The sequence below is a fragment of the Duganella sp. BJB1802 genome (assembly GCF_013369445.1).
Taxonomy (GTDB): Bacteria; Pseudomonadota; Gammaproteobacteria; order Burkholderiales; family Burkholderiaceae_D; genus Rugamonas; species Rugamonas vulcania_A.
In genome coordinates this window covers 106745-118962 of the sequence record NZ_JABWEF010000005.1, presented here as the reverse complement: position 1 = coordinate 118962, position 12218 = coordinate 106745, and the positions used below count along the sequence as shown (strand labels likewise).

Sequence of the window (12218 nt, the reverse complement as noted above, 5' to 3'; positions counted from 1 at the left end):
GCTTGTATTCCAAAGTTTTCGGACTTCCCGCCCGGAACGCAATTCATGATCAAGGAATTCGACATCCCCCTGGCGAAAATCCCGCTGGACGGCAAGGCCCAATGGGTGAACTGGTTCGGCGGCGTACCCAGCGCATGCGACGTCACACGGCTGCGCGTGGACAACAACTGGCCGGCGCAGTCGTTCGACGAATGGGCCGGCCTGGTCGCCGCGTCCATTCCTCCCGGCGCACAAACGTTCAAGACACGCTGAACGCGGCGGGCTACAGTGGCTGCTCCATCGTCCCCACAGGAACCGCCATGAAGCAAGCCCTCTCCCCCGCCGCCAGCGCAGCCGCGCTGTCCGAACACTGGTCCCCGCGCGTGATCGGCGACCTTGACGACAACTACATCAAGGTCGCCAAGGTGCTCGGGTCGCTGACCTGGCACAGCCACGACGCCGAGGACGAACTCTTCTTCATCCTCAAGGGCCGGCTGCGCATCGAGATGGAAGACGGCGCGATCGAACTGTCCGAGGGGCAGGCCTACGTCGTGCCGAAAGGCGTGCGCCACAACCCGGTGGCGGAACAGGAATGCCTGCTCATGCTGATCGAAAAGAAAGCCACGCTGCACACCGGCGACACGGTCACCGAGAAAACCCGCTCCATCGCGCAGCAGCTCGGCTAACCGTGCGACAGGATGTTGAGCAACCGTCCGAACGGATCGCGCACAAATAAGCGCCGCACGCCCCACGGCTCGCTGACCGGGCCGTACTCCAGCGGGACGCGCGCGGCGACCAGGCGCCGGTGGGCCTCGTCCAAGTCGTCGACCTCGATCGACAGGTCCGGCACCGGCGTGCCCGAACCGCCCTCGGACGCAAAGCTGATCTGCGGCATGGCCTCGCCCTCGCCCGCCAGCGTCACGATCCAGCCGTGGTCCATCACCACCGACAGGCCCAGCACGTCGCCATAAAATGCCTTGGCCGCCTCGGTGTCCGCCGTGGCGATGTTGGTTACCATTCGTGTCACCCGCATGTTTCACTCCTTCCATTGATGGGGATGACCGCCGGCTGTGGTACATTCACGCCTCGATTCTTTCCAGCCGTGCCACGACATGTCCTCCCTGAAGTACCTCAGCGCCTATTCCGAACAAACCCAGCAGCAGGTGTCGCAGCTCCTGGCCCAGAACCGCCTGGGCGAAGTGCTGCTCCAGCGCTACAGCAAGGCGCACGAGCTGCGCACCGACAAGGCACTGTACCAGTACGTGCAGGATTTGAAAAATGAACATTTGCGCAACGCCGAGCCGATCAACAAGGTCGAGTACGACAGCAAGATCCACGTGATCAATCACGCGCTGGGCTTGCACACGTCGATCTCGCGCGTCCAGGGCGGCAAGCTCAAGGCCAAGCACGAGATCCGTGTGGCGACGCTGTTCAAGGAAGTGCCGATCGAATTCCTGCGCATGATCGCCGTGCACGAGCTGGCGCACATCAAAGAGAAGCAGCACGACAAGGCCTTCTACAAGCTGTGCACGTACATGGAGCCGAACTACCACCAGTACGAGTTCGACCTGCGGCTCTACCTCACCGAGCTGGATCAGTCGGGCAAGCGGCTGTGGAGTTCGCCGGCCTGAGCCCTCAGCCCCTCAGCAGTTGCAGCAGGCCTGGCGCGTCCGGCGCGGACATCATCAGCGCCGCATGTTGCGGACGGATGAAACCCTGCGCGCTGGCATGCTCGATGAAGCCGGTCAGGCCGTCGTAAAAGCCGTCCACGTTCAGCAGCCCGATCGGCTTGGCGTGGATGCCCAGCTGCGACCAGGTCAGCATCTCGAACAATTCCTCCAGCGTGCCCATGCCGCCCGGCATGGCGATGAAGCCGTCGGCCAGCTTGGCCATCATGGCTTTGCGCTCGTGCATGTCCTTGACGATGAACTGGCGCGTCAAGCCGGTATGGCCCACTTCGCGCTCCACCAGCGCGGTCGGGATCACGCCCGTCACCTCGCCGCCCAGGCGCAGCACCTCGTCGGCGATCACGCCCATCAAGCCCACCTTGCCGCCGCCGTAGACCAGCGACAGGTTGTTCTCCACCAGGGCACGGCCCAGCGCGCGGGCCGCCTCGGCGTACACAGGATTCACACCGGCGTTGGCGCCGCAATACACGCAGATTGCTTTCACTACAGTTTTTCCTCTTCCAGTTCTCGTTTCGCCGCGTCCGAATCGAGCCGTTCCATCGCATCGCGGATGGGACAGCGGGCGGCCTCTTCGCACAGGCTGATCGCTTCGGCCTGCTTCTTTTTACCTTCCAACATCAGCATCGCGCGCGCATAGCGGACGCGGGCGATCGCCGACTCCGGCGTCAGCGACAGCGCGATCTGAAACTGTTTATAACATTCTTCCTTTTTCACGCCGTAGGTCAGGCCGCCGATCATGGCGCCCACCTTGTCGAGGATCTCGGCGTGATACACGCCCAGCGCGATATGCGCGTCGGCGCGCTGCGGCGTCAGGCGGATCGCCGTGTCCAGGCTGTTGCGCACCTTGGCGCCCAGGCCCTGCGCCAGCGCCTTGACCACCGAGATGCCTTGCGAATACTGGCCCAGCGCATACGCGTGCCAGTAAAAGCCGGACGAATTGCCCGGCTGCTCCAGCTGCTGCCGCTCGCAGCGCTCGGCCACGCATTCGAAGGTGGCGAGCTTTTTCTGCGGGCTGCGCTCCAGATAGTGCGCGTAGATGCAGATGGCCTTGTGCGCCACCGAGTAGCCGTTCACGCCGACATCCAGCCCCAGCCGCGCGGCCCGTTCGAACTCGCCGGCATGGAAGGCGATCCACGCCTGCACCAGCAGCGGGTGGGTCGGGAATGGTTCCTGGTCGCCGCTGTGCAGCAACGGCCAGGCCGCCTCGAGGCTGGCGGGCGTGTACTGGTATGCGGGGTCGGGATACGGAAAGAGGTTCCACGCCATGACAGTCTCCGTCAGCTTTACTTGAGCTTCTTCAGGTATTCTTCGGACAGTTTCTGGAACAGCAAACTGGTTTCATTGCGCAGATACGGCCCGATCTGCGACAGCACCTGGTAGCAGCCGCGCGCCAGCGCGTCGGCCATCGACTGCTGCTCGCTGTACTTGCGCGGATTGCGCACGTACTCGTACGACAGCCAATAGGTCGCCACCACCACCATGTTGGTGGCCATGGCGTCGATGGCGGTGTCGGAGGCTTCCAGCGATTTTTCGCTGCGCAGGTCTTCGCACAGCTGCTTGGCGACCTTAATCTTGTGCGCCAGGATCTGCTTGAAGTGCAGCTCCAGCTTGCGGTTGCGCGACAGCAGGTCGTTGAGGTCGCGGTAGAAGAAGCGGTAGCGCCAGATCAGTTCGAACATCAGGTGCAGGTACAGCCACACGTCCTCGATGTTGGAGCGGCGCCCGTTGGGCACGGTCAGGATGCGCTCGATCTCAGCCTCGAACTGCACGAAGATCGAGTTGACGATGTCGTCCTTGTTACGGAAATGGTAGTACAGATTCCCCGGCGAGATGTTCATCTCCTCGGCGATCACCGTGGTGGTGATGTTCGGCTCGCCGAATTCATTAAACAAGCGCAGCGACAGTTCGAGTATGCGTTCGCGGGTACGGCGGGGTGCTTTTTGTAGCATAGCAAGGAAACCTCTGTTTATTCTCCTGCAAGCATAACACCGATGTCACTATCTTAGAAACATCCGCACGTGCTTTTACGCGCATATGCCGGCTCAATGCCGAAAGATGCGGCGATTGCCCATCCAACGGCGTCTATTCTGCGGCTATTTCGCGGCGGTTTTGGCGCGTGCGCGCGCGGCGGGCTTGGCCTTGGCCGGGACGGCGGCCGATTTTTTGGCGGCCGGCTTGGCGGCCGGCTTGGCCGGGGCCTTGGCTACCGCCTTGGCTGCGGCGGGCTTTTTGGCGGGGGCCGGCGCACCGCCCAGCGCGATCACCTGGCGGCTCAGCTCGTCGACGCGCTGGGTCAACGCCTCGACCTCCTCGGCGGTCGGCACGCCGATCGAGCTGAGCGCGCGCAGCACGCGTTCCTCGAACAGCTGCATGGAAAAGAACTTGCCCTCTTCTTCCTGCGCCTTGGCGAAGGCGCTCAAGCCCGCCTGCCAGATTTCCTGCGACGACATGCGGACCACTTCAGCCGTTTGCTGATCGTCATGCCGCTTCAACTTCTTTGCCATGTGAACTTCCCGAATTTGCATTGCCGATATTTTATTGTAGTCGGCAAAACTAGAGAAGGTTTTCTAATGCTCGGGAAGAAACGCCAGCCACTTGTGCTGGATTTTCTGCAGGCTGCCATCGCGCTTGAGCTCGCGCAGCGCGCCGGCCCAGGCCTCGACCAGCTCCTTCGACGTGCCGTTGGAAAAGGCGAAATACACCTCGGCCGTGCCCAGCCGCAGCGCCACCTCGACTTCATCGGGGCGATGTCCGGCCCGCTCCATGGCGCCGGGCATCAGCTCCTCGCCGTCGAACCACAGGTCGAAGCGGCGGCTCATCAGCATTTTGGCGGCGATCTCGGAGGTATTGGTTTCGTCGGTCAGGTTGAAGCCCAGGCCGCGCGCCGTGTTGGCGAAGATGCTGCCGCGCCGCGCGCCGGCGTGCAGCCGGTACAGGCCGGGATCGTGGCGCCGCAGCTCGGCCAGCCGGCCCTTGACGGCGTAGGCCACCAGGCGCGACGTGAAGATCGGCCCGACGAACTGCATCTGGCGCTCGCGCTCCGGAGTGCGGACCACGGTCAGCAGCAGCACGTTGGGGCCGGCCTCGGCCAGCGACTGCGCCCGCATCCACGGCACGATGTCGATGGCGTCGTGGCGGCCCAGCTTGTCCTGGATGCGGTGCGCCAGTTCGACCGCCAGCCCGGCCGGCTGGCCGGCGTCGGCATAGCTGATCGGCTGGCTGTCCATGCCGTAGATCTTCAGCGCGGGCGCGTCCGGCGCGGCCGACGCCAGGCCGGCGCACAGCAGCAATATGGACAAACTGGACATCACGCGCATCGCCAACCTCGAACTCAACCATCGACAAGGCCGATATTAAGCCACTTTGCTTGAGAAAACTATGGCGCGGCGGCGACGCTTGCCGGACCGATGTACTTGTCGAGGAACTCCAGCAGCGTTTTGTAATAAGCGATCTCGTTATCCACATAATACAAACCGTGACCTTCCTTCTCAAAGCTCAGCCATTGCACCGTTTTGTGCTGCGCTTCGAGCGCATCCTTCATTTTCTCCGCGTGTGCGATGGGCACCCGGACGTCCTCCTTGCCATGCATGATCAGGACCGGCGCCTTGATACGGTCGGCGTGCTTGAGCGGCGAGACGTCATCGAACCGCTCCTTGTTCGAACGGGCGTCGCCGATGCGTGCCAACATGAATTCCCGCGCCACCTTGTTTCCGGTCCTGTCCGAGCGATCATGGAACATGAATTCGATATCGGAGACGCCGGCGAAGCTGACCCCGCACCGATACAGGTCCGGCGTCTTCACCAGCCCCCACAACGCCGCATAGCCGCCGTAGCTGGCGCCGGCGATGCAGACGCGCTTGGGATCGGCGATGCCTTGCTTGATCAGGTACTCCACCCCGGCGGTGATATCGTCCTGCATGGACAAACCCCATTGGCCAAACCCGGCCTCCTCGAACCGCCGGCCAAAACCGCTGGAGCCACGGAATTGCGGCTGGAACACGGCATACCCATGCGCCGCGAGGATCTGCACCTCCTCGTTCCACCCCCAGTAGTCGCGGGCCGTGGGTCCGCCGTGTATCAGCACCACCAATGGCATGGCGCCCGGCTTGTCCGAAGGCTTGGTCAGGAAGGCTGGAATGCTCAAGCCATCGGCGGCGGCGTATTTGAATATTTCCATCGGCCGCATATCGACGCCGGCCAGTTTCGGCCTGGTCACGCAGATCAGGCGCAGCTCCCCGCTGGCGACATCCAGCAGATACCATGAACCCGGATCCACATCGCTGGTGGAGCTCACCAGCACATTGCCCTTGGGATTTCCACTGATCTGGTTGAACCGCTTGGGCAGCGCCTGGTCGACCGCCCGCTGGACCGCGTCCCAGTCCGGATCAAACCAGATTTGCTGCGGTTTCATGCCGCGTGTCGAGACCTGTTCGAAGGAGGCCTGGTCTATGCCGCTGACGCCGACGATGTCCACCGTTGGATGGCCCGCCATCAATTCGCCCAGCGCGCGATGCTTGGTGTCGTAGGCATGAATGGCGTAGGTGTCGCGGCCGGAGCGCGAGGAGACCACCAGCGCGTCGGCTTCGTCGGGCACGTACAGCGGCACCCAGTAGTCCTCGGTAATGGAAAACTCCGCCAGCTTTTCCCATTCGGCGCCGGCCGAAGGCTTGTACCAGTTGGAGACCTTGGAGACGTCTTTCCAGAAGGCCGAGTTGACCAGTGTTACCGCGCGCAGTTCACCGCGCTTGTCGAAGGCCCATTTGATGGCCTTGCCGCTCGGGTAGCTGAATTTCCTCATGGCGCCGGTGCGCGCGTTGACCAGTCCGACGTCGCCGTCTTCCCTGTCGGTGTACACCAGCATATTCGGCGATGGAGTGTTGCCACGCTCGGCCCTGCCGATGACCTTCTCACCCAGGTCTGCCACCTTCGTTCCATCCAGACGTATCGATTCGGCCTTGATGCCGTAATCCACCGCCAGCAGGTCGTTATCGACCCAGGTGACGGCAAGCGGCGCCTTTTGAAAACTCCAATACCCTTCCTCGACCTGCTTGCCCTCGTAGATCATGCGCGGGGTTAAAGTCGCGGTATCGTAAAGAATCAGGCCGCTGTTGTTGATGTTGTAGCCGATGCCGGCGATGTGCTTGCCATCCGGCGACAAGCTGAGCGCATAGGTCGACAACGGCTCGACCGCCTGCTCGACCGTCAACTGCCCGCCCAGCGCAGCGCGCGACGCCACCAACAACGCCAGTATCGCAGCCGACATTCCCTTCATGCACACCTCACCGAAGTTATCAATACGGCATTGTGGCAGAAAACACCAGAGGGAATGGATTTTTCCGAGGCACTATTCCTTGACGTCCTCGACCACCTGCTGCGCCGCCCGCAGCGGCGGGCCGCCATGCACCTGGGCGTGCAGGCGGAAGCCTTCGCGGATGTTCTCGCGCAGCACCGCGCCCTTCCACGGCTTGGTGTAGAAGCGGTCGATGGCACCGTGGTTGATGGCGGCCATGATGGGCGTCAGGTCGGCGTAGGCCGACAGCATGATGCGGAAGGTGTCCGGCGCCAGGTTCTTGACCCGCTCCATGAACTCGGTGCCGCTCATCAAAGGCATGCACTGGTCGCACAGGATTACCTGCACCCGGTTCTGCGCCAGCACGTCGAAGCCCTCGGCCGCGGTCTGCGCGGTCAGGATGCGGTAGCCGTCCTGCGACAGGAAATCGGTCAGCACGTCGAGCATGAAGGCGTCGTCGTCGACGATCAGCAAGGTCTGCTGCTCGACCACGTTTTCCTCGGCCGGCGTCTGCAGGAAGCGGCCCTCGCGCAGCATCTGCTCGAACTCCTCCTCCGGCAGCGGACGGCTGAAGTAATAGCCCTGCATCTCGTCGCAGCCGTGGCGGCGCAGGTAGGCCAGTTGCGCGTCCTTCTCCACGCCCTCGGCGATCACCTCCAGCTTCATGCTGTGCGCCATGTTGATGATGGCCAGCACGATGGCGGCGTCGTCCGGGTTGCTGGTCACCTCGCGCACGAAGGCGATGTCGATCTTGAGCTTGTCGATCGGGAAGCGCTTCAAATAGGCCAGCGAGGAATAGCCGGTGCCGAAGTCGTCGATCGAGATCTGGATGCCCAGCGCCTTCAGGTTCTGCAGCACGGTGATGGTCTCTTCGGCGTTGGACATCAGCGAGCTCTCGGTCAGCTCCAGCTCCAGCAGCTCGGGCGCGATGTCGTGCTTCTTGATGGCCTTGAGCACCTCCTCCTCCAGCCCGCCGACGAAGAACTGGATGCCCGAGACGTTGACCGACAAATGCACCGCGCCCACGCCCGACTTGCCCCACAGCGCGATCTTGCGGCAGGCCTCGTGCAGCACCCAGGTGCCGACCCGCACGATCAGCCCGGTCTCCTCGAGGATGGGGATGAACAGCGCCGGCGACACCATGCCGTGGCCGGGCCGCTTCCAGCGGATCAGCGCCTCGGCGCCGCTGATGCGGCCGGTGCCGATGTGCACCTTGGGCTGGAAGTGCAGCACGAACTCCTCGTTGTCGATGGCGCGCCGCAGCGCGTTCTCCAGGTCCAGCCGCGCCAGCGATTGCGCGTTCATCTCCGCGGTGAAGAAGCGGAAGGCGTCGCGCCCGGCCTCCTTGGCGCGGTACATGGCGGTGTCGGCGTACTGGATCAGCGTGTCCGGGTCGGCGCCGTCGTCCGGGTAGACCGAGATGCCGATGCTGGCCGTGACCGTCACCTCGTGGCCCTTCAGGTCGAACGGCTGGCGCATCGATTCGCGGATCTTGTCGACCACGGCGATGGCGTTCTGCGCGCCCTCGGGCAGCATCAGGATGGCGGCGAACTCGTCGCCGCCGAAGCGGCCGATGGTGTCGCGCACCCGCAGGCAGTCCACCAGCCGGCTGGAGAACTGCCGCAGCAGCTCGTCGCCGATGGTGTGGCCCAGCGTGTCGTTGACGTTCTTGAAGCGGTCGACGTCCAGGAACAGCACCGCCAGCGACCACTTGTGGTCGTTGGCCTGGCGCAGCGAGTGGCTCAGCGAATCGTAGAACTGGCTGCGGTTGGGCAGGCCGGTCAGCGTGTCGAAGTGGGCCAGCTTGAGCAGGCGCTGCTCGGCCTCCTTGCGTTCGGTGATGTCGCGCGCCACCGCCACCAGGATCCAGCTGGGGCCGGAACGCAGCGTGCGCCGCTGCACCTCGACCGACAGCGGCGAGCCGTCCTTGCGGTACAGCAGCAGCTCGGTCATGGCGCCGCTCTGGTCGCCCGACAGCAGTTTCTCGTACAGCTCCTCGAGCCGGTTCAGCTCGGCGTCGGCCGGCTTGCCGGGGCCGACCTTGAGGAAGTCCTCGCGCTCGTAGCCCAGCATGCGGCAGGCGGTGACGTTGACGTCGACAAAGCACATGCCGGCGCGGTCGACCAGGAAGATGGCGTCGGCGGTGGCGTCCATCGCCAGGCGGAAGCGGCGCAGGTCCTCGTCCAGCCGGATGCGGGCGTTCATGTCCAGGGTCAGCTGCGCGTGGTGGCGCTTGATCTCGTCGTACAGCAGCAGGTTCTCGTAGGCCACCGAGATCTGCGCCGCCACCGTGGCGGCGACCCGCTCGTCGACCTCGGAGAAGCCGTCCGCGCCCAGCTTGTCGACCAGGTAGAGCCAGCCGTGCACGCGCTCGCGCGAGGCGATCGGCACGCCCAGGAAGGAGTGCACCGGCGGATGGCTGGCCGGCAGGCCGATGGCGGCCGGGTCGCCGTCGAGGTCGTTGATGCGGCAGGCCTGGCGCTGCTCGAGCAGGCCGCGCAGCACGCCGGCGCGCGGCGCCTGCGCGATCTGCCGGCCCGGCACGCCGGCGCCGCAGCTGGCGAAATACGACAGCTCGGCCGCGTCGGCCTGCAGCACGCCGATGCAGGCGTACTTGGAGACGCAGATGTTCTGCGCCACCCGGCAGCCGATCTCCACCAGCGCGCCGGGGTCGCGCTCGGCGCCCAGCTCGATGCCCAGCTCGATCAGCGCGGTCAGCCGCAGGCTCACCGCCTGCAGGCTGGAGAGCGAGCTGGTCAGGCGCTGCGTCATGCGGGTCAGGTTTTCCGGCGCCCGCTCCTCGGTCTCGTGGGCGAACTGCGACAGCTGCTGGCTGCTCGACTCCAGCTCGCCCAGGTACTCGGCCACCTTGTCGTCGATGTTGTGGAAGCGCCCCTCCTGCGGCGGCTCCGGCGCGAACGCCGGCAGCGGCTCGCGCTCCTCCACCGCGGCCAGGCCCAGCGCCTCGTGCACGGTGCGCAGGATCACTTCCGGATCGGAAGGCTTGGGCAGCACCCAGCGCACGCCGCACGACTGCGCCACCGCCATCGCCTCGCGCTCGCGATAGGTGGCGGTGTAGAAGATCACCGGCACGTCGGCCGTCTGCGGGTCGCTGTGCAGGCGGGTGACGAACTCGTAGCCGTCCATGTTGGGCATCAGGATGTCGGAGATCACCAGGTCCGGCTTCTCGGCGCGCACCATGGTCAGGCCCTCGGCGCCGTTGGCGGCCTCCAGCAGCCGGTGGCCGCCGTAGCCCAGCAGGGTCATCAGGAACTCGCGGTTCAGCACGTGGTCGTCGACGATCAGGATGGTGGCGGTGTCGCTTTTAGCCGGGGGCGACACGGCCCCGCTCAAGAAAGACTCGATCTGCGTCACGAAGGTGTCGGGCTCGACCGGCTTGCCGATGTAGCCGTCGAAGCCGGCCTCCAGCAGTTTCTCGCGGTCGCCCGCCATCGCCAGCGCGGTCACGGCCAGGGTCGGGATGTGGCGCAGCGCCGGGTCGGCCTTGAGCGCGGCCACCACGCCGTAGCCGTCCAGCTTGGGCAGGTGGACGTCGCAGATGATCAGGTCCGGCAGCTCGCGGCGCGCCGCCGCCACCCCGGCCTCGCCGTCGGCGGCCGACAGCGGCTCGTAGCCGAACGCGCGCAGCAGGTACACCATCAACTCCATGTTGGTGGCATTGTCTTCTATGATCAGGATGCGTGCCGACACGTTGGGCTCCCCTTGTTCATCGTTCCAGCGGCAGCGCCAGAGTGAAACAACTCCCGGCGCCGGATGTGCTGTCAAACAAAATTTCGCCATGCAGCATGGCGGCCAGGCGCTGGCTCAGATGCAAGCCCAGCCCGGTTCCCTCCAGTTCCCGCAACTTGCCGGCCTCCAGCTGCGAGAAGGCCTGGAACAGCGTGGCCCGGTCCTCGTCGGCGATGCCGATGCCGGTGTCGCTGATGCTGATCATGGCGCAGGGACGCTCGTGACGCACGCCCTGCTCCAGCCGCACCGTGACCGCGCCCCGGTCGGTGAACTTGAGCGCGTTGTGGAGCAAATTCATCAGTATCTGTTGCAGCGCGCGGCGGTCGGCCATCACCACCAGTTCGTCGGGCACGCCGACGAAATCCAGGGCCAGCCCCTTGTGCTGGGCCTGCGGCCTAAACAGCAACAACACCTCGTCGATCAGCTGGCGGCACGGCAGCGGCGCCATGTCCAGCTTCAGGCCGCCGGTCTCGATCTGGGTCAGCTCCAGCAGGTCGTTGATCAAGGATAACAGATGGCGGGCGCTGTGTTGCACCGTGCGTAGTTGTTTTTCCTGATCGTCATTAATGGGCCCAGGCAACTTCATCAACATAGTACCCGTAAAACCGATGATCGCGTTCAGCGGCGTGCGCAATTCATGCGACATGCCGTTCAAAAACCGGTCCTTGGCGGCGTTGGCGCGCGCCAGTTCGGCGTTCTTTTCCTGCAACGAACGCTCGATCCGCCGGCGCTCGCTGGTGTCGCGGATCGCGCTCATCACCAGCGTGCCCTCCTCCGTGAGGATCGGGCTCAGGCTGATCTCGACCGGGAATTCCACGCCGTCGCTGCGCAGGCCGTACAGCTCGCGGCCGCCGCCCATCGGGCGCACCACCGGCTGCGCGTGGAAGTCGCGCCGGTAGCGCACATGGCCGTGGCGGAAGCGCGCCGGCATCAGCTGCTCGAGCGCCATGCCGCGCATGGCGCCGCGCGGGTAGCCGAACAGCGCCTCGGCCTGCTCGTTGACCAGCACCACGCGGCCGCCGGCGTTGGCCAGCACGATGGCGTCCGGCAGCGACTCCAGCAGGCCGCCGAAGCGCGCCTGCACCAGCTTGGCGTCGCGCAGCACCTTGAGCGCGGTGACGTCTTTTTTAGTCCACAAAATGTACTCGGGCCGGCCTCCGGCGTCGCGCAGCAGCTTGGACGAGCTGTCGATGTAGACCAGCGTGCCGTCCTTGGCGTGGCGCATCGATTCGTAGTTGGAGGCGCCGCTGCGCAGGGTCTCGCGCACCACGTCGCCCTCGTCGCCGTCCAGGCCGGACGGCACGATCAAGTCGGCCAGGCGGCATCCCACCGCCTCGTCGCTGCTGTAGCCGAACATCGCCCGCGCGCCGTTGGTCCAGCAGACCACCTCGCCCTCCAGCGAGGTCAGCACCACGGCGTCCGGCGTTTCATTGAGGATCAGCGTGCCAAAGTCGATATCCATTGTGTCGCCTTGTAGTCTGCCGTTACATAACAATAAACATACAGTAAGC

The 12218-nt window shown here is 64.7% G+C and carries 12 protein-coding genes; 3 read left to right on the top strand and 9 right to left on the bottom strand.

Features of this window, described 5'->3' with window-relative positions; genetic code table 11:
• Positions 1-45 precede the first annotated feature (45 nt).
• Both HUX88_RS10120 and HUX88_RS10115 read left to right on the top strand, forming a co-directional pair.
• Positions 46-252, top strand: coding sequence for a hypothetical protein (locus HUX88_RS10120; RefSeq protein ID WP_229219278.1), 207 nt, complete (start codon positions 46-48; stop codon positions 250-252).
• Between the two features lie 47 nt (positions 253-299).
• On the top strand, positions 300-665 hold the full coding sequence (locus HUX88_RS10115) for a cupin domain-containing protein (RefSeq protein WP_176361684.1): 366 nt from the start codon (positions 300-302) through the stop codon (positions 663-665).
• On the opposite strand, the gene HUX88_RS10110 is transcribed toward HUX88_RS10115, so the two are convergent.
• Positions 662-1012, bottom strand: coding sequence for a VOC family protein (locus tag HUX88_RS10110; RefSeq protein WP_117009690.1), 351 nt, complete (start codon positions 1010-1012; stop codon positions 662-664). The two genes, HUX88_RS10115 and HUX88_RS10110, sit on opposite strands and share 4 nt — an antisense overlap.
• Before the next feature lie 79 nt (positions 1013-1091).
• Here HUX88_RS10110 and HUX88_RS10105 point away from each other — a divergent pair, with 79 nt between their 5' ends.
• A complete protein-coding gene (locus HUX88_RS10105) occupies positions 1092-1610 on the top strand; it encodes a M48 family metallopeptidase (protein WP_117009689.1) in 519 nt (172 codons plus the stop codon).
• Positions 1611-1614: 4 nt separating this feature from the next.
• Here HUX88_RS10105 and HUX88_RS10100 read toward each other — a convergent pair whose 3' ends face one another.
• From HUX88_RS10100 to HUX88_RS10065, 8 genes are all read right to left on the bottom strand, one after another.
• Positions 1615-2151: a TIGR00730 family Rossman fold protein gene (locus HUX88_RS10100; protein ID WP_176361683.1), complete on the bottom strand. Its 537-nt coding sequence runs from the start codon at positions 2149-2151 to the stop codon at positions 1615-1617.
• Entirely contained in the window at positions 2151-2933 is a 783-nt protein-coding gene (locus HUX88_RS10095; RefSeq protein ID WP_176361682.1) for a hypothetical protein, read from the bottom strand. The genes HUX88_RS10100 and HUX88_RS10095 overlap by 1 nt, the downstream gene beginning before the upstream one ends.
• 17 nt (positions 2934-2950) lie before the next feature.
• Positions 2951-3616, bottom strand: coding sequence for a TetR/AcrR family transcriptional regulator (locus HUX88_RS10090; protein WP_008446927.1), 666 nt, complete (start codon positions 3614-3616; stop codon positions 2951-2953).
• 144 nt (positions 3617-3760) lie between these two features.
• Entirely contained in the window at positions 3761-4171 is a 411-nt protein-coding gene (locus HUX88_RS10085; protein ID WP_176361681.1) for a phasin family protein, read from the bottom strand.
• Positions 4172-4234: 63 nt separating this feature from the next.
• On the bottom strand, positions 4235-4975 hold the full coding sequence (locus HUX88_RS10080; protein WP_229213311.1) for an ABC transporter substrate-binding protein: 741 nt from the start codon (positions 4973-4975) through the stop codon (positions 4235-4237).
• Between the two features lie 68 nt (positions 4976-5043).
• On the bottom strand, positions 5044-6939 hold the full coding sequence (locus HUX88_RS10075; protein WP_217916282.1) for a S9 family peptidase: 1896 nt from the start codon (positions 6937-6939) through the stop codon (positions 5044-5046).
• Between the two features lie 72 nt (positions 6940-7011).
• Positions 7012-10668 (bottom strand): EAL domain-containing protein, encoded by a 3657-nt coding sequence (locus HUX88_RS10070; RefSeq protein WP_176361679.1) that lies wholly within the window; start codon positions 10666-10668, stop codon positions 7012-7014.
• A 16-nt stretch (positions 10669-10684) separates the two neighbouring features.
• Positions 10685-12169, bottom strand: coding sequence for a PAS domain S-box protein (locus tag HUX88_RS10065; protein ID WP_176361678.1), 1485 nt, complete (start codon positions 12167-12169; stop codon positions 10685-10687).
• Positions 12170-12218: the final 49 nt, after the last annotated feature.

What these genes read in the sequence shown, in the direction of transcription:
- HUX88_RS10120 (WP_229219278.1), top strand. Translation starts at nt 46, where the DNA reads ATGATCAAGGAATTCGACATCCCCCTGGCGAAAATCCCGCTGGACGGC.
- HUX88_RS10115 (WP_176361684.1), top strand. Translation starts at nt 300, where the DNA reads ATGAAGCAAGCCCTCTCCCCCGCCGCCAGCGCAGCCGCGCTGTCCGAA.
- HUX88_RS10110 (WP_117009690.1), bottom strand. Translation starts at nt 1,012, where the DNA reads ATGCGGGTGACACGAATGGTAACCAACATCGCCACGGCGGACACCGAG.
- HUX88_RS10105 (WP_117009689.1), top strand. Translation starts at nt 1,092, where the DNA reads ATGTCCTCCCTGAAGTACCTCAGCGCCTATTCCGAACAAACCCAGCAG.
- HUX88_RS10095 (WP_176361682.1), bottom strand. Translation starts at nt 2,933, where the DNA reads ATGGCGTGGAACCTCTTTCCGTATCCCGACCCCGCATACCAGTACACG.
- HUX88_RS10090 (WP_008446927.1), bottom strand. Translation starts at nt 3,616, where the DNA reads ATGCTACAAAAAGCACCCCGCCGTACCCGCGAACGCATACTCGAACTG.
- HUX88_RS10085 (WP_176361681.1), bottom strand. Translation starts at nt 4,171, where the DNA reads ATGGCAAAGAAGTTGAAGCGGCATGACGATCAGCAAACGGCTGAAGTG.
- HUX88_RS10080 (WP_229213311.1), bottom strand. Translation starts at nt 4,975, where the DNA reads ATGTCCAGTTTGTCCATATTGCTGCTGTGCGCCGGCCTGGCGTCGGCC.
- HUX88_RS10075 (WP_217916282.1), bottom strand. Translation starts at nt 6,939, where the DNA reads ATGAAGGGAATGTCGGCTGCGATACTGGCGTTGTTGGTGGCGTCGCGC.
- HUX88_RS10065 (WP_176361678.1), bottom strand. Translation starts at nt 12,169, where the DNA reads ATGGATATCGACTTTGGCACGCTGATCCTCAATGAAACGCCGGACGCC.